Here is a 16915-nt window from a genome sequence, read left to right on the forward strand (position 1 = left end):
GCTGAGCGAAATGAGCGAGGTCAGGACCGCGCGGACGTACAACCAGCGGCACGTTCCGCGGGAGTACACCCCTGACGGGCGGCGGGTGAGCATCTATGTCTCGTGGAGCTATCCGGCCGAGGCCGGTCGCAACGCGGCCGAACTGGACAACCGTTTCTCCACGATGACCGAGGTCAGGCGGGTTGCCTGGCCGGCGTACGAGGATCCGAAGTGGTCGGACCCGTACCGGTTCCAGCAGGGCATCGCCGGGTCCCTGGAGCTGTTCTTCTGGGCGTGGGTGCCGTTCCAGGACTTCGTCGAGGAGGTCACGGGGCATCCCGTCCCGGTGTACCAGCGCATCGACCAGGCGGGCTTCTTCACACCGCTCGACGAGCGGGTGCTCGGTGACACGGACGTGCTGTTCGTGTTCGGGCTGGACCACGCGGTCACCGAGCAGGAGGCCCAGCCCGGCGAGATCGACGCCCTGCGGGCGTTTCTCGCCCGGGAGGACTCCTGCCTCGTGCTGGGCCCGCACCATGACGTCGGCGCCTCGGACGACTTGAAGGTCCGGGAGATGGAATACCGCCACCACGGCGATCCCCTGGTGCCCCGGCAGCAGCGGTTCGCCACCTATGTGAGGGACGTGATGAAAGGCCTCGGCGTGCCGGTCATGAACCGGTACGGGCTGCGTCCGGCGACGGGCGAGGGCAACCAGATCGCCCCTCTGTCCACAGTCCGGGACCAGGACCCGAAGGGCTGGCTGGACGGGGTGACGAACTTCAACTTCCACATGCACCTGCCCCACTACGACGTGACGACCGATGACCCGGACGCCGTCCGCGTGCTGGCCAGGCAGCCGATCGACATGTCGAGGCCGCATCCGTTCACCGAGGCCGGCAACACGGAGTTCAACATGTTCCTGTGGATGCCGCCCGGTGGTGAGCGTGCCGGCGATCTGCTGCTGGCGGACTCGACGATCTTCAGCTCTCTGTTCGGCGGGGACGACAGTCTGCGGAACTTCTGGCGAAACCTCGTCACCAAATAGTGCAGCGGGGAGGTCGACCGTGACTGGGAACACGGACGTCACGTTGGAACTCGACGACATCCAGAGTGGGGTTCTCAACGCCCGGCCGACGCCGTACGCGGCGACCTACCTCGCCTTCCGTATCGACGACCGGGAGCACGGCCGGGAGTTGATGCGGCGCGCGAGTACGGCGGTGACCTCCGCGGCGGACTCCGTCAGCTCCCTGGGCGAGACGTGGGTGAGTGTGGCCGTCACCTGTCGTGGCCTGGAGACGCTGGGAGTGCCGCGCGCCTCGCTGGACACGTTCGCCTGGGAGTTCCGGCAGGGGATGGCGGCCCGCGCCGAAGCGCTGGGCGATGTGGGCGAGAGCAGCCCGGAGCACTGGGAGACCCCGCTGGGCAGTCCCGACGTGCATGTGGTGCTCACAGCGGTCGCGCCCGACCCGGCGCACTTGGAGGCGGCCGTCGACCGGGCCCGCCCGGCGTACGACCGGCTGTCCGGGGTGACGGCGATATGGCGGCAGGACTGCTACGCCCTGCCCACCGAGACCGAGCACTTCGGCTATCGCGACGGGGTCAGCCATCCGGCCGTCGAAGGCAGCGGCATACCGGGATCCAACCGGCTGGAAGTGCCGTTGAGAGCCGGTGAGTTCGTGCTGGGCTACCGGGACGAGATCGGCGGTCTCCAGAGCCCGCAGCCGAACGTGCTGGGACGCAACGGCAGTTACGCGGTCTTTCGCAAACTCCACCAGAAGGCCGCCGAGTTCCGGCGCTATCTGAAGGACAACTCCACCGGGCCCCAGGACGAGGAACTGATCGCCGCGAAGATCATGGGACGCTGGCGCAGCGGCGCTCCCCTGGCGCTGGCTCCGCAGCACGACGATCCCGCGCTCGGCGCCGACCCGTACCGCCGTAACACCTTCCTGTACGAGAGCGACGACCCGGCGGGATTCACGACGCCGGGCGGCTGCCACATCCGCCGGGCCAACCCCCGTGACGCCGCGGTGGCCGGAGAGGTACGGCTGCACCGCATGATCCGGCGCGGCGCCGTCTACGGTCCGCCGCTGCCCGAGGGAGTCCTGGAGGACGACGGAGCCGACCGCGGCCTGATGTTCGCGTTCATCGGCGCGCATCTGGGGCGGCAGTTCGAGTTCGTCCAGTCGCAGTGGATGAACGACGGCGTCTTCTTCGGCGCGAACAACGCCCAGGACCCCGTGACCGGATCCCGCGACGGCTCCACCGACTTCACCATTCCCCGGCGGCCGCTGCGCCGACGCCTCGCAGCACTGCCGCGCTTCGTCGTCACGCGAGGAGGCGAGTACTGCTTCCTGCCGAGCCTGACCGCACTGCGCTGGCTCGGCGACCCGCACGGCTGACAACGGGGAAGCGTCCATGGAGGCCCTGCACCTGGTACTCGACGCAGTCACGGTCGTCTTCATCGCGGCGCTGTTCCGTGCTTGCGGACTGAGGTGATCGGCTGAGCCGCCTGCCGAGGGCGCGGGAGCGTCGGTACCATCGCCTGGTCGGGGACGGAAAGTGAGTCGACGCCAGCATGACTGACGCAGCGAGAGGGGAGCCCGTCGGCGGATTGCCCGGCCGGGCGCGAGAAGTCGCGATCCTGCGGGCGGTGCTGGCGGGCGAAGGTGGCCCCTGGTGCGTGGCGGTCACCGGCGAACCGGGGATCGGCAAGAGCCGGCTGCTGACGGAGCTGGGGAAGCTCGCGGACACAGCAGGATGGACGGTCCGCAGCGCACGCGCGGCGGAGTTCGAGTCCCACATCCCGTTCGGTGTGTTCGTCGACGCGCTCGACGACCAGCTCGCCGAGCTGGGCCCAGAGCGTCTCGCCGCCCTCGGACGGCAGCAGCTCGCACTTCTCGCGACCGTGTTCCCGGCGATTCCCGCTGCCGGTCCCGCCGACCTGGTCGACGCGGAGCGGTACCGGCTGCACCGGGCGGTTCGGGCGTTGCTGGAGCTGGTCGCCGAGCCGTCCGGCCTGGTGCTCGTCCTCGACGATCTGCACTGGGCGGACGAGGGTTCGGTCGAGCTGCTCGACCACCTCTTGCGCCACCCGCCCCAGGCGCGGCTGGTCCTGGCGGTGGCGGGCAGGCCGCGGCAGACGTCGCTGCGGCTGTGGCACGCGCTGTCCCGCGCCGTGACCGACGGGGCGGCCGAGCTGCTGGAACTCGCACCGCTGAGCCAAGCCGACGCCGGCCACCTCATGCCGGAAAGGCTGGGCCGTTCCCGGCGGGAGGAGCTCTACCGGGCCAGTGGCGGAAACCCGTTCTACCTGGAAGCCCTGGTGCGGGCCGGTGAGCGGGGTATCGCCGTCGGTGATGCGGCGCTCCACCCCGACGGGGCGATCCCGGTGGCGGTTCACGCGGTGCTCGCCGCGGAGCTGGCCGCGTTGACCCCGCAGGAGCGGGTCGTCGCGCACGCCGCCGCGGTCGTGGGGGACGACTTCGAGGCCGATTCGCTCGCTGAGACAGCGGCCATGGACGCCGGGTCCGTGCTCGCCGCGCTCGACCGGCTCGCCGAGCGTGACCTGGTGCGGCTGGACGGCGCGACCGGCCGGTTCCGGTACCGGCATCCGCTGGTGCGCAGCGTCGCCTACCAGGACGCCGGTCCCGGCTGGCGGCTTCAGGCACACGGCCGGGCCGCTTCGGCACTCCGGAGCCGGGGCACGCCGCCGGCCGAGTTCGCCCGGCACGTGGAGCGATCCGCCGTCCGCGGTGACCTGGAGGCGGTCGCGGCGCTCACCGAGGCGGCCGAGGCGACGATGCACACCACGCCGACGACCGCCGGGCACTTCCTGCGGGCGGCCATCCGGTTGCTCCCCGACTCGGAGTCGGCCACGCCGCAGCGCCTGATCCTGCTGGGCCGGCTGGCGCAGACACTCGGCGCCACGGGCGACCTGCGGCAGGCCAGGGAAACCATGCACGAGGTGCTGCGGCTCCTGCCTGCCGAACTCACCCGGATCCGGGCACAGACAGTGCGGGCCTGTGCGACGGTGGAGCAGATTCTCGGGCGCTACACCGAGGCCAGGGCGATGCTGCACAGCGAGTGGAAACGCGTCGAAGGTGTGGACGCCCACGCGGCGGCCGTCCTGCTCGTCGCACTCGTCGCCGGTGAAAGTGCCGAGCGCGAACACGGACAGGACCGGGTGGCCGAGGCGATCGCCGCCGCGCGGGAAGTCGGGGATCCGATGCTGCTGGCGACGGCGTTGTCGGCCGCGACGCTCATCGACCGGCGGGCGGACCGGCTGGACGAGGCGGCCGCACTCCTGGACGCGCTGCCCGACAGCGACCTGGTCCGCGACATCGATGCGGCGTTCTGGCTGAGCTGGTCGGAAATCTCCGCCGACCGGCTCACGGCGGCGAGCCGGCACATGAGCCGCGGCCTGCAACTGGCCCGCGCGAGCGGGCAGTCCCACAAGATCGCGCTGCTGACCGCGATCCGCGGCATGGTGCATGCCTACCTCGGCGAGCTGGCGGCGGCGACGACCTGCTTCGACGACAGCCTGGAGGCGGCGGAACTGACCGGCAGCGAGGAGCTGCGCGTCATGGCGTTGACCTTCGGGTGCTGGATCACCACCTGGCGCGGCGACCTGGCCGAGGCGATCCGCCTGGGCAAGGAGGCCATCGTCGTCGACGACCAGGCGACGGCCATGAGTTCCTGGCGCAGTGGCCAGGCCGAGGCGATGCTGGCGCAGGCGATGTTGCACTCGGGTGATCCGCACGCCTGCATCGAGCTGCTGCTCACCAGTGGCGGTGGGGCCGAGCTGCCCGCGGTGGGCCTGCGCACCAGGCCGTTGGTGTACCTGCTGCTCACGGAGGCGGAGGTCGCGGCCGGCCGGGTTGCCGCGGCCGCGGCATGGGCCGACCGGGCGGAGGACGCGGCCGGTCGGCTTGAGCTTCCGCTACGCACAGCCATCGCACAGCAGGCCCGCGCGATCGCCACGCTGCCGACGGATCCGGCGGCAGCCGCACCGCTCGCTGTCGCCGCTGCCGGCACGTTCGGCCGGATCGGGGTGGCCGTGGAGGCCGGGCGGGCGCACTTGCTCGCCGCGACGGCGTTCGGCGGCAGCGGGGCGCTCGACCAGGCCCGTACGCACCTCGTGTCCGCCCGCGCGTTGTTCACCCGGTGTGACGCGCAGCTGTTCCTGCCGCAGGTCGCGCGTGAGGAGCGGCGCCTGAACGCGCGCGGCCCGCGGCCCGAAAGGGGCGCCCAGCGCTTCGACTTGACCGCCCGTGAGGTCGAGATCGTCAACCTGATCTCGGACGGCCTGACCAACCGGGACATCGGCCTCCGGCTGCACCTGAGTCCCAGGACCGTCGAAGTCCACCTGGGCCGGGTCTACGCGAAGGTCGGCGTCTCCGGTCGTGCTGCTCTGGCCGGCGTGTGGGCCGCCGCGGCGCGTGATTGAGGACGCCACGGCGGCCGACGACTCAGTTGCCGAGGTCGCGTACGTACAGGTTGAACTTCCGGCTGGTGCCGTCACCGCCCAGGTTCGTCGCACTGGTCGTGAAAGCGACGTGGTGGCCGTCGGCCGAAATCGAGGGGCTGTAGCTGTAGCCATCGCTCTGCGAGCCGTCATTGGTGACGCTGACCCTGGTCGTGGTGGCGGTCACCCTGTCCCGCACGAACACGTCCCAGCTTGAGTTGGTGTCGCCGGTCACCAGCTTGTCCTCGCCGGACACGAACGCGATGTAGCGGCCGTCGGCGGAGAGCGTCGTCCGCTCCTGGCCGGGGGTGCTGCTGTCGCTCAGGCCATCGGGGCCGAGGTTCACCTGCGTCGTCGTCCGGGCAACCCGGTCGTACAGGAAGATGTCGGTGTCGTACGGACCGCCGGTGTCACCCGCCACCAGATTCGACGCGGTGGATTCGAACGCGACGTAGCGGCCGTCGGCCGAGATGGTCGCCGTGCGACTGGCGGAATTGCCTTCGTTGCCGTCGGGACCGACGCTGATCCGGTCGGTGCGCCCGGTCAGCTGATCGTGCACGAACACGTCGTCCGCGTGGTTGTTGTCGGGGAACAGGGACAGTGTCCTCGCCCCGGAGGAGAAGGCGACGTAGCGGCCGTCCGCCGAGATCGACGGCAGTTGGCTGATGTCGTCACCCTGGCGGCCGTTCGAGTCGACGCTGACCCTGGTGGTCTCACCGGTCTGCCGGTCGCGCACGAAGACGTCGTGGATGTCGTTGGTGTCGCCGGACACCAGGTTCGACGCGGGAGAGTCGAACGCGACGAAGCGGCCGTCGGCGGAGATCGACGGATGGAAACTCTCACTGTCGCTCTGCTCGCCGTGCCTGCCGACGCTGACCCTGCTCGTCTCACCGGTCTGCAGGTCGTGCACGAAAATGTCGCGGTAGCGGTTGGTGTCGCCGGACACCAGGTTCGACGCCGTGGACTCGAACGCGACGTAGCGGCCGTCGGCGGAGATCGACGGATTCAGGCTCGTGTCGTTGGCCTGGTTGCCCGCGGAGTCGACGCTGACCCTGGTGACGACGCCGGTCTGCCGGTCGCGCACGAACACGTCGGACGCTCGGTTGGTGTCGCCCGCCACCAGATCCCTTGCCAGGGAAGCGAAAGCCACGTAGCGGCCGTCGGCGGAGATCGACGGCCCGCCGGCGGAGTTGCTGATCGGCACCGTGCCCGCGGGCCCCGGGTCGGCATCCGTGGCATGGGCGACGCCGCCCGACAACAGCGCCGCGACGATTCCCGACGCGAGCACTGCGCGCCCTGCGTTGCGGATTACGGAGAGACGTCTCATGGGTGTCCTTCTGTTCGGTTCGCCGCCACGGCAGCCGGTTGTCCGATCAGCGTTCCGTGTCGGCCCGGCCGAAGCATGAGGGAACCCCCTACACCTCCACGAGTCGCGCGCTGCGCGCAGTGACCCGCGCCCACAACACCGCCTGCCTCAGCCCCCGTCCGCCGTCGTCCGGGCATCGGGACGATGGGCTCTCAGGGTGTCGCGGGGGCTCCCGGGCAGATATGGTGCGCGAGTTGCCCGTCGTTGACAAAAGATGAGTGGCAAGTACGTATTCAAGCAAGGGAGTTGCGTTTTTATGGCTCAGAAGAGAAGAACCGCCGCTTCGTTCGCGGCCGTGTCGATGCTCGCTCTGGCAGCGACGACGCTCGGGACCGGCACTGCGAGTGCGGCTCCGACCTTCACCTTCAAGTGCGTCCACCTCACGTCGCCCAGCGAGTGGGAAACCGTCGCCTACAACCAGGACGGCCACTACGTCGGCCTGGCGCTGTTCGACCAGGACCCCTACGGCGGCAGCCCGGGTGACGCTCTGTACGCCACGGACGCGGAGTCCGACGGGTTCTGGGTGGAGGCACACCTGAGCACGGGCCGCGTCGCGAGCACCAAGGGACACACCGCGGGGTACACCGCCGGACCCGTCACGGGGGATCTGCCGGAGGACCACACGTACTACCTGTCCATCGAGATGCACAATTCCGAGTGGATCTACAGCTCACAGGGCTGCACTGCCAAGTCGTGACGACTCGCGGCGGGTTTCGCCTCGAAGTCAGGGCAACGTGGACCTCGATGACTGCAGCGACTGCGCCCCGCCACTCGGGTTCCGGCGCGGCCCCCCTTCAGCCCGCGCTCGTCCATGCATCCGGGCGGGGGGCCAGCACCGCGGAGACGACCGCGCCGGACGAGGCCGCGACATCGGCCAGGAAGCGCAGGCGTCCGATGCCGAGTCGTCGTAGCGCCGGACCGTGGTCGACGGCGACGACGAGGGAGACGGCGAGCAGGAGAAGCCGCCACAGGGACATCACCGGGCGGCGCATCACGCGGGGCAATTCCGCCAGGGAGGCGTGCAGCCGCTCGCAATGGAACGGGACGTGGCGCTGCTCGTCGGCGAGGATCCGCCCCGCCACATCGGAGGTGAGCGCGTCGTCGGTGCCCTCGCGCAGGGCCCGGTAATAACGCAGTGCCACCACCTCCGCGATCATCAGCACGAGCAGTTCCATGCGCAGGCCCATGAGACGCCGCAGCCGTACGAATGCCGTGTCGCTCCAGTGGCCGGTCAGCGTCGGTACGCCGCCCGCAGCCAGCAACCGGGCGAGCAGACGGGCGTGGTTCTGCTCTTCGGCGACGAAGAGCCGGACCGCCTGCGCGTAGTCGCCGTCGCCGGCCTCGTCCGCCTTGCCGACGAGATTGGCGCCGTCACCGTCCTCGCCGACCTGGAAGCGCTGAATGCTGGCCCAGACCGCCGGATGCAGCGTCGCGCTCTGCCCCCAGTCCGGGTCACCCTGGGCGTGCCTGCGCTCGCGCTCGTCCTCGAACCGCCGTGTCCACTTGGCGAAGCCGTCCGTATGCACCCGGTCTCCCCTCTCCGGGGCACAGCCACCCGTCCCCCGGAGAGGGACGACGCCGGCGGGCGCCGAACCGTTCCCCATGCCGGGGCGGGGGCGGCGCCGGAACCGCCCCGGAGCGGTGCCCATTCTGCTGTCCCGCCTCCGGGGCCCAGGCGGACTCCAGATCCGACGGCTGCCGGCCGTGAAACGGCCCCCGGACGACGGCGGGCCGTGGCGGCGATGCCCGATCGCCCGTCGCCAATGGAAGATCATCATTCCGCTAGGATCACCCCCCGCTATGTCATGAACACGGGGGAGTGTGATCTGTGAACCACACAAGCGGTACACGTGCGGGGGCGCGCGGCGCGGTCAGGGGGATGTCGCTCGTCGGGATGTCGCTGTCCCTGGCGCTGCTGACCGGGTGCGGCGGTGACGGTGGCGGTGATGCGACGGCCGGCGGCGACAAGGCGACGGCGCCCGCCCCGGCCGCCAAAGGCGCCGTGAAGGGCCCCGCCTACCGCGGGCCCGCGCTGCCCGGCTTCGCCGCACGGCCCGCCTGGAGCCTGCCCGCCGAGGGCACCTCGGCACCCGGCGTACTCGACCTCGGCTCCACCCTGCTGCTGGCCAAGGACGCGCGGGGCGACTACGCCGGCACGCCGACCGAGGGCATGCTGTCCGACTCCGAGGAGGCCGAGCCCCTCACGCTGGAGTTCCGCGACGTGAAGACCGGCGCCGTCCGCAAGGCGCTGAAGGTGAGGGCCAGGACGGTCGAGGCGGTCACCTGGCACGACGGCGCCCCCGCCGTGGCCGTGACCTCCTCCACGACCAGCAAGTCCGACGGCCTCACCGAGGCGAGGACCACCACCACGGCCACCCTGTACGGCGCCGACGGCGGCGAGCTCGCCAAGGTCCCCTCGTACGAGCGGGGCACCCTGCTGGACGGCTACCGCGTCGAGAAGGCCGGCGACACCCTCCGCCTCACGCCCGTCGACGGCGGCCCGTCCCGCACGGTCACCTGCACCGGCACCCTCGCCAGCTGCACCTACGACGCCGAGACCGGGCAGGCGGACGCCTCGGTGGCCCATGCCCCGCTCATCAGCGGCGGCTACTACCCGGGCTTCCTGAACGCCAGCAACTACCAGACCGAGCCCGAGCAGATCACGCTCAACGAACTCGCCACCGGCAAGCAGGTGTGGAGCACCGCCGACGCGAAGATCCCCGAGGGTGTGGAACTGGACGACAAGGGCCACCCCGAGAGCGAGGAGAAACGCATTCTGCGGATCTCCGGCGGCAAGGTCCTCGTCGGCTGGAAGGCCGGCTCCTCCCTCTCCTCCGGCAGCTGGATCCACGCCTGGTACGACCTGAAGAGCGGCGCGCTCCTCACCTCGTACAAGGGCGCGGCGGAGGTGCTGTTCTCACCCTCCGGCGACCTCGCCGCCCGGGACGTGGTCAAGTTCGAGGACTTCCCCGGCACCGCCGTGTGGCAGACGGCCGACGGCAAGCGGCTGTGGGAGCAGCAGGACGGCGAACACACCCTCGACCCGGTCCGCTTCACGGCCGACGGGTCGGTGCTGTACGGGGTGACGGACGACAAGAGCGCCACCGACACCGGCATCGCGGTGGACACCCGGACGAAGAAGGTGCTGGCGAAGAACCTGTCCGAGGAGAACATCCCGTCCGTCGACACGGCGACCGGTTACGGCTACGTCGGCACGGACGCGGGCCTGTTCGTCTTCGCGCCGGCGTGAGCCTGTCCGGATGTCGGTCCCGGGCCGTTGTGCGACGGCTCAGTCCTGGGCCGTCAGCTCCTGTTCCAGGGCGCGTTCGTATGCGGTCAGGGGGAGGTCGGGGCGCAGGCGTTCGGGGTGGAGGGGCGGGGGGTCGCAGTGGCCGGGACGGGGGTCCTCCGGGGGGACCCAGACGTACATGCGGCCCGCCGCCATCAGAGTGCCGTAGATCGCCTTCAGGACGCGCAGCGCTCTCGTCGCCGTCATGCTCCTCATGAGGTCGCCGCGGCGAGCCGGGGGGCGGGGGCGGAGTCCTCGGCGCCGGTGTGCGGGCCGGCGCTCCACGTCCACAGGGCGGACAGCGCGACCGGGGAGGGGGCGTGGCCCTCGGTCCACAGCCTGGCCGCCGCGGTGAGGACCGACTGGCGATCGGCCTCCGCCGTGCCGGGGCGGCCCGGGAGCAGCGGTACGGCGGCGCTGGCGCCGAGGCGTACCGCGCGGTGGCGGCGGGCGAAGGCGGTGAGGGTCTGGCGCGGGCCCGCCTCGATCAGGAGCATGTCGTCGGCGGCGAGCAGGGACTCCAGGGCCTGTTTGAAGTACACCGTGTCGGTGATCTGGCGGGCCCAGAAGCGGGGGCTGACCGCCTCCTCGGGGCGCAGCAGTTCTCCCGTGTACCCGGAGTACAGCGGCAGCGTCGGCGGGCGCAGGGGGATGTTCCGGTAGGCCGCCTCCACGGCTTCGGACGCGGGGGCCATCGCCGGGGAGTGGAAGGGGCTGGTCGCCGGTACGGTGACCACGGTGAGGCCGTCCGCACGGAGCGCCTGGGCGATCTCGGCGAGCGGTTCGGCGGGACCGGCCAGCATGGTCTGCTGGTTGGCGTTGACGGCGGCAACGGCCACGTCGTCGCGCAGGTAGGGGCGCAGGCGGTGTTCTTCCGCGGCGACCGCGAGCATGCCGCCGGGCGGGATCCTCACCGCCTCGCGGACGCGTTCCATGACCATGGCGACGGCGTCGGGCAGGGCGACGGCGCCGGCGATGGTGGCGGCGACGAGTTCGCCCGCGCTGTGGCCCAGCACCGCGGTGGGGCGCACTCCCCAGCCGATCACCATGCGGCCGAGTGCGTAGTCGACGGCGAACAGCAGCGGCTGGGCGCGGCGTACGTCGTCGACGGGGATCAGCGGGCGGCCGTCGGTGAGCCAGTCCGCGCGGATCCGCGGGCCCTCGTCGCCCATGTGGGACACGGCCGCGTCGAAGGCGGCGGTGAACACCGGCTCCCGCCCGTACAGACCGGCCGCCATGGCGTGGTGCTGGGAGCCCTGGCCCGGGAAGAGCAGGGCGACGGGCCGGGGCCTGGCCGCGGTGACCGCCTTCGCCTTGTGCACGGCGGCGGCGGACAGCGCGGCCACGGTGACGGCGGCGCCGCGCACCGGTCCGGGCTCGGTGCCGCACGGCACCACGGTGGGCAGCGCGGGGAACGCCTCGTGGTGCAGGCCCGAGAGCAGGGGCAGCAGTTCGCCCCGCACCCGCTGCTCGTCCTGTTCGTCCCGGCCCGACCACAGCAGCAGCCGGTGCCGGCCGGGGTCGGTGGCGCGGTGGCCGTGCGTCAGGGGCATCAGCTCGGGCGCGGTGCCGGGGTCTGCGGGGGTGGCGGGGTCGAGGATGCCGAGGACGGTGTCGCCGTCCGCGACCGCCTCCGCGGCGCGTTTGACCGCGTGGACCGTGATGGTCCCGGCCTCGGGTTCGTCGAATCCGGCGACGAGCGCGAAGTCGGCGGTGCCGTCGTGGAGTTCCTGGTGGGCGAGGCGCAGGGCGCGGCCGGGCGCCGAGGCGGTCCGTACCGCGAAGCCCTCGTGTTCGGGGGCGAGGGCGGGGTCGGGTGCGTGCGCACCGACGTAGACGACGGTCCGTACGGGCAGGTCGCGTGGGGAGCGGCCGAAGGCCCGCAGCACCGCCGAGACCGCGGCGGCCGACGCCGGCACGGGCGCCCTGTCCTCTCCCGCGGGGCCCGGACGGACCATCAGCCTCCGGATCACCGCGCTGTCAGCCGTCAGCGGCATGGGTACCTCCTCGTGGGCCGCGGACCGCCGCGGCCGGTGGGGCAAGGATCGAAAGGAACCAGGGGGCGTGGGGGGTGGGTCGGGTCGGGGAAGGAGGAGTGCGGGCCGCCCCTGGCGGCGGGGGATCCGGAATCGGGGCGGCCCGCACTCCGGCTCAGGCCGCGTCGCCCTGGGCGGAGTTGATGAGTTCGAGCAGCGCGCGGGGGGTCTCGGCGTCGACGACGGCGTCGTCCGGAACGCTGATGCCGTAGGTGCGCTGGACCTCACCTATGACCTGCAGCAGGGCGAGCGAGTCGTAGCCGAGTTCCAGGAAGGGGGTGTCCAGGACGTCGCCGTCCAGGTCGACGCCCTCCTCCTCGCCGGCGCTCTCGCGCAGCATCCGGGTCAGGTCGGCCAGGGTGACGGTGGTGCTCGTGGTGGTGGTCACGGTGGGTCCTCCGTTGGGTGATGGGTGTGGTGCCTGGCTCACTGAGGGCGGTTCACGCCGTGCGGCGTACGACGAGTGCCGCGTTGAAGCCGCCGTGGCCGCGGGCGAGAACCAGTGCGGTGCGCAGGTCCGCCTCCCGGGGCGCCCCGGTGACCAGGTCGATCGGGTGGCCGGCGGCGGAGTCGACGCCCGCGGTGTGCGGGATCACCCCGTCGCGCAGGGCGAGCAGCGCGGTGGCCGCGTCGAGGGCGGCGCCGCCGGCGAGCAGCCGCCCGGTCAGCGACTTGGGCGCCGTCACCGGTACGGCGTTCGGGCCGAACACCTCCGCGAGGGCCTCGGCCTCGGCCCGGTCCAGGTCCGGGACCCCGGCGGCGTCCGCGAAGACGACGTCGATGTCGGCGGGGGCGAGTCCGGCGTCGGCGAGGGCGGTGCGGGCGGCCCTGGCCAGGCCCGGCGGGCGGCCCGAGCCGGGGGCGGGGTCGAGCGTGGCGGCGTACCCGGCGATCTCGCCGTAGATGTGGGAGGCGCCGCGCTCGCGGGCCGCCGCGAGGTCCTCGGCGACCAGGATGGCGCCGCCCTCTCCCGGCACGTATCCGTTCGCGTCGGCGGAGAAGGGCAGGAACGCGCGGGCCGGGTCCTGCTCGGTGCTCAGCAGGCCGGTGGCCAGCTGCGGGACCCAGCCCCAGGGGCAGATGCCCGCGTCGACGCCGCCGGAGACGACCGCCTGGAATCCCTTGCGGACATGGCGGCGGGCCTGGCCGATCGCGTCGATGCCGCCGGCCTGTTCGGTCAGCAGGACGCCGCTGGGGCCGCGCAGCTTGTGCCGGATGGAGATCTGGCCGGTGTTGACGGCGTAGAACCAGGCGAAGGACTGGTAGGCGCTGACGTGTTCCTTGCCCTTGCTCCACAGGTTCTGCAGCTCGCGCTGGCCGAACTCGACGGCACCGCCGGACGCCGAGGTGACCACGCCGATGCCGTACTCGGGCAGTTCCCCGGTGTCCAGGCCGGCGTCCTGAAGGGCCCATTCCGCGGTGGCCAGGGCGAGGCGGGTCATGTGGTCGGTCTGCGGCAGGAGCCGGCTGGGGATGTGCTCCTCGGCGACGAACCCGGGCACCTCGCCGGCGAGCCGGGACGGGTAGCGGGTGGCGTCGAACCGGGTGACCGGGCCGATGCCCGACTCGCCGGCCAGTGTCGCCTTCCAGTAGTCCTCGGTGCCCAGACCGTTGGGCGCGGCGATGCCGAGGCCGGTCACCACGGTGGTCGTGGTCATGCGATGCTCCTTTCCGGTCGCGCGAGGACCATCGCGCTCTGGAAGCCGCCGAAGCCGCTGCCCACGCTGAGAACGACGTCCGTCCTCTTCTCCCGGGCGGTCAACGGGATGTAGTCGAGGTCGAGTTCGGGGTCCGGCTCGTGCAGGTTGGCGGTGGGCGGCAGCACGCCGTGCTCCATGGCGAGGGCGCAGGCGGCGATCTCCAGCGAGCCGATCGCGCCGAGCGAGTGCCCGATCATCGACTTGATGGAGCTGACCGGGGTCCGGTAGGCGTGCTCGCCCAGGCTGCGCTTGAACGCGCCCGTCTCGTGGCGGTCGTTCATCTTGGTGCCGGAACCGTGCGCGTTGATGTAGTCGATCGCGGCCGGGTCGAGCCGGGCCTCGGCGAGGGCGGCGTCGATGGCCTCGGACATCTCGCGGCCGTCCGGCTTGAGCCCGGTCATGTGGTACGCGTTGCAGCGCTGGGCGAAGCCCGCGATCTCGGCGTAGATGTGCGCGCCCCTCGCCCGGGCGCTCTCCAGCTCCTCCAGCACCAGTACGGCCGCGCCCTCCCCGAGGACCAGGCCGCTGCGGGTCCTGTCGAAGGGGCGGCAGGCGCTCTCGGGGGTGTCGTTGCGCGGGGTGGTGGCGAGGATGGCGTCGAAGCAGGCGGAGGTGATCGGGGAGATCGGGGCCTCGGTCGCGCCGGCGATCATGATGTCGCAGGTGCCCTCGCGGATCAGTTCCACCGCGTGGCCGAGCGAGTCCAGGCCCGAGGTGCAGCCGGTGGAGACCACGGCCGCCGGTCCTTCGGCGCCGGCCGCCCGGCCCACCTCGGCGGCCATGGAGCTGGGCACGAAGTGCCGGTACAGGTGGGGAATCGCGTACTCGTGGTCGACGAGCCACTCCCGGCCGCCGTCGCTGACCACCGCGTACTCGCGTTCCAGGCTGGTGGTGCAGCCGACCGCGCTGCCGAGGGAGGTGCCGATCCGGCCCGGGTCGAGGGCCGAGGTGTCCAGGCCGCTGTCGGCGAGCGCCTCACGGGTGGAGACGACCGCGAACTGCGCGGCCCGGTCCAGGCGGCGGGCCTCCTGCTGGGAGAGGCCGGCGGCCAGCGGGTCGAAGTCGCACTCGGCGGCGACCCGGGAGCGGAACGGGGAGGGGTCGTAGAAGGAGATGGTGCGGGTGGCGGTACGGCCGGCGGTGAGCAGGTCCCAGTACTCCTTGACGCCGATCCCGCCAGGGGCCACGGCACCCAGTCCGGTGATGGCAACTCGACGCATCATCTACCTCGCCTTCGACGGGGCGGGGTGCTTCGCGCACTCCCTGCCGGATGGAACTGTGCGGGCCACTGTCGATCCCTTCGTCCGGAGCACTGCGGTGTCGCGGCGGCCGGGGCTGCCGTGGATGGGAACTCGCCCCGGCCGGCCGGCCCGGACGGCCGGCCGCTTGTGGCATGCCGCCGTATCCGGTGAGCCCATGGAACGTGCCGGTCCTCGACGGAGGCTCGTGTACGCGTGGACCTGTCTCCGCGGGCCCTCAGGTGGGACCGTTGCCGTGCTTGCGAGCAGGGATTTCGGCCTTTTTTCCGCGCAGCACGGCCAGGGAGCGGATCAGTACGGAGCGGGTCTCGGCCGGGTCGATGACGTCGTCCACCAGGCCGCGTTCGGCGGCGTAGTAGGGGTGCATCAGCTCGGTCCGGTACTCCTTGATGCGCTGTGCGCGCACCGCCTCCGGGTCGTCGGAGGCGTTGATCTCCCGGCGGAAGATGACGTTCGCGGCACCCTCCGCGCCCATCACGGCGATCTCGTTGGTGGGCCAGGCGAAGGACAGGTCGCAGCCGATGGAGCGGGAGTCCATGACGATGTAGGCGCCGCCGTACGCCTTGCGCAGCACCACGGAGATCCGGGGCACGGTGGCGTTGCAGTACGCGTAGAGCAGTTTCGCGCCGTGCCGGATGATGCCGTTGTGCTCCTGGTCGACGCCCGGCAGGAAGCCCGGCACGTCGACCAGGGTGACCAGCGGGATGTTGAACGCGTCGCAGGTGGAGACGAAGCGGGCGGCCTTTTCGCTGGCGTGGATGTCGAGCACACCGGCGAGCACGGCGGGCTGGTTGGCGACGATGCCGACGGTGTGCCCGTCGAGGCGGGCGAGCGCGCACACCATGTTGCGCGCCCATGCCTCGTGGACCTCGAAGTACTCCCCGTCGTCGACGAGTTCCGCGATGACGGCGCGGACGTCGTAGGAGCGGCCCGGCTCGGCGGGTACGAGGTCGCACAGGGCCTCCGTGCGCCGGTCCGCGGAGTCGCCGGCCGGTGCGGCGGGCGGCAGTTCACGGTTGTTGGACGGCAGCAGGGAGATCAGGAACCGTACGTCCTCCAGGCACTCGGTCTCGTCGTCGTACGCGAAGTGGCAGACGCCCGAGACGGTGGCGTGCGGCTCGGCGCCGCCGAGGCCGTTGTGGGTGATCCGCTCGCCGGTGACCGCCTGCACGACGTCGGGTCCGGTGATGAACATCTGCGCGGTCTCGCGCACCATGAACACGAAGTCGGTGAGCGCGGGCGAGTACGCGGCGCCCCCGGCGCACGGGCCGAGCATCACGCTGATCTGCGGGATGACCCCGGAGGCGGCGACATTGCGGCGGAAGATCCCGCCGTAGCCGGCGAGCGCGGTGACGCCTTCCTGGATGCGGGCGCCGGCCCCGTCGTTGAGCGACACCAGGGGTGCTCCGGCCGACTCGGCCAGGTCCATCACCTTGTGCACCTTGGCGGCATGGGCCTCGCCGAGCGCCCCGGCGAAGACCCGGAAGTCATGGGCGTACGCGAAGACGGTACGGCCGTGGACCAGGCCCCAGCCGGTGATCACACCGTCGCCGTGCGGCTTTCTGTCCTCCAGGCCGAACCCGGTGGCGCGGTGCCTGCGCAGCGGTTCGATCTCCGTGAAGGTGCCCTCGTCGAAGAGGACCGCGAGCCGTTCGTGGGCGGTGAGTTTGTTCTTCGCGTGCTGGCGCCGGGTGGCGTCGGGGTCGGGGCCGCGGCTCACTTCCTCTTTGATACGGCGCAGTTCGGCGGCGGCCCGGCGCAGGTCAGGGGTGGTCGAGGTGACCGTGAGGTCGTCGAGGATCGTCATCGGCCGAACGTAGGC

At 71.8% G+C, this 16915-nt stretch carries 13 protein-coding genes; 5 read left to right on the forward strand and 8 right to left on the reverse strand.

Annotated elements, in window-relative coordinates; translation table 11 throughout:
- Positions 1 to 10: 10 nt before the first annotated feature.
- The 3 genes from ACZ41I_RS30710 to ACZ41I_RS30720 all read left to right on the forward strand — a co-directional run bounded on the left by ACZ41I_RS30710 (position 11) and on the right by ACZ41I_RS30720 (position 5425).
- Entirely contained in the window at positions 11 to 1024 is a 1014-nt protein-coding gene (locus tag ACZ41I_RS30710) for a hypothetical protein (protein ID WP_399776307.1), read from the forward strand.
- A gap of 19 nt (positions 1025 to 1043) precedes the next feature.
- Positions 1044 to 2378 carry a Dyp-type peroxidase gene (locus ACZ41I_RS30715; protein ID WP_468515586.1) on the forward strand — a complete coding sequence of 445 codons (1335 nt, stop codon included), beginning with the start codon at positions 1044 to 1046 and terminating at the stop codon, positions 2376 to 2378.
- A gap of 176 nt (positions 2379 to 2554) precedes the next feature.
- The gene (locus ACZ41I_RS30720) at positions 2555 to 5425 is read left to right on the forward strand and encodes an ATP-binding protein (protein WP_468515587.1); all 2871 of its coding nucleotides are present in this window, start codon (positions 2555 to 2557) and stop codon (positions 5423 to 5425) included.
- Positions 5426 to 5447: 22 nt separating this feature from the next.
- On the opposite strand, the gene ACZ41I_RS30725 is transcribed toward ACZ41I_RS30720, so the two are convergent.
- Entirely contained in the window at positions 5448 to 6770 is a 1323-nt protein-coding gene (locus ACZ41I_RS30725; protein WP_468515588.1) for a TolB family protein, read from the reverse strand.
- A gap of 295 nt (positions 6771 to 7065) precedes the next feature.
- Between ACZ41I_RS30725 and ACZ41I_RS30730 the strand changes: the two genes are divergently transcribed.
- Entirely contained in the window at positions 7066 to 7506 is a 441-nt protein-coding gene (locus ACZ41I_RS30730; RefSeq protein ID WP_468515589.1) for a hypothetical protein, read from the forward strand.
- Between the two features lie 97 nt (positions 7507 to 7603).
- On the opposite strand, the gene ACZ41I_RS30735 is transcribed toward ACZ41I_RS30730, so the two are convergent.
- Entirely contained in the window at positions 7604 to 8335 is a 732-nt protein-coding gene (locus ACZ41I_RS30735) for a ferritin-like domain-containing protein (RefSeq protein ID WP_363215298.1), read from the reverse strand.
- Positions 8336 to 8637: 302 nt separating this feature from the next.
- Between ACZ41I_RS30735 and ACZ41I_RS30740 the strand changes: the two genes are divergently transcribed.
- Positions 8638 to 10059 (forward strand): hypothetical protein, encoded by a 1422-nt coding sequence (locus tag ACZ41I_RS30740; protein ID WP_468515590.1) that lies wholly within the window; start codon positions 8638 to 8640, stop codon positions 10057 to 10059.
- A gap of 39 nt (positions 10060 to 10098) precedes the next feature.
- Here ACZ41I_RS30740 and ACZ41I_RS30745 read toward each other — a convergent pair whose 3' ends face one another.
- The 6 genes from ACZ41I_RS30745 to ACZ41I_RS30770 all read right to left on the reverse strand — a co-directional run bounded on the left by ACZ41I_RS30745 (position 10099) and on the right by ACZ41I_RS30770 (position 16900).
- Positions 10099 to 10305, reverse strand: a complete 207-nt coding sequence (locus ACZ41I_RS30745) for a DUF6059 family protein (protein ID WP_363215300.1) — start codon at positions 10303 to 10305, stop codon at positions 10099 to 10101.
- Positions 10306 to 10310: 5 nt separating this feature from the next.
- Entirely contained in the window at positions 10311 to 12095 is a 1785-nt protein-coding gene (locus ACZ41I_RS30750; RefSeq protein WP_468515591.1) for an acyltransferase domain-containing protein, read from the reverse strand.
- 154 nt (positions 12096 to 12249) lie between these two features.
- Entirely contained in the window at positions 12250 to 12474 is a 225-nt protein-coding gene (locus ACZ41I_RS30755) for an acyl carrier protein (protein ID WP_399776369.1), read from the reverse strand.
- A gap of 100 nt (positions 12475 to 12574) precedes the next feature.
- Positions 12575 to 13792: a ketosynthase chain-length factor gene (locus ACZ41I_RS30760; protein ID WP_399776290.1), complete on the reverse strand. Its 1218-nt coding sequence runs from the start codon at positions 13790 to 13792 to the stop codon at positions 12575 to 12577.
- Positions 13789 to 15054 (reverse strand): beta-ketoacyl-[acyl-carrier-protein] synthase family protein, encoded by a 1266-nt coding sequence (locus ACZ41I_RS30765; protein ID WP_363215323.1) that lies wholly within the window; start codon positions 15052 to 15054, stop codon positions 13789 to 13791. The genes ACZ41I_RS30760 and ACZ41I_RS30765 overlap by 4 nt, the downstream gene beginning before the upstream one ends.
- 256 nt (positions 15055 to 15310) lie before the next feature.
- The gene (locus ACZ41I_RS30770) at positions 15311 to 16900 is read right to left on the reverse strand and encodes an acyl-CoA carboxylase subunit beta (protein WP_468515592.1); all 1590 of its coding nucleotides are present in this window, start codon (positions 16898 to 16900) and stop codon (positions 15311 to 15313) included.
- Positions 16901 to 16915 lie beyond the last annotated feature (15 nt).

The sequence above is a fragment of the Streptomyces sp. NPDC030799 genome (assembly GCF_055572255.1).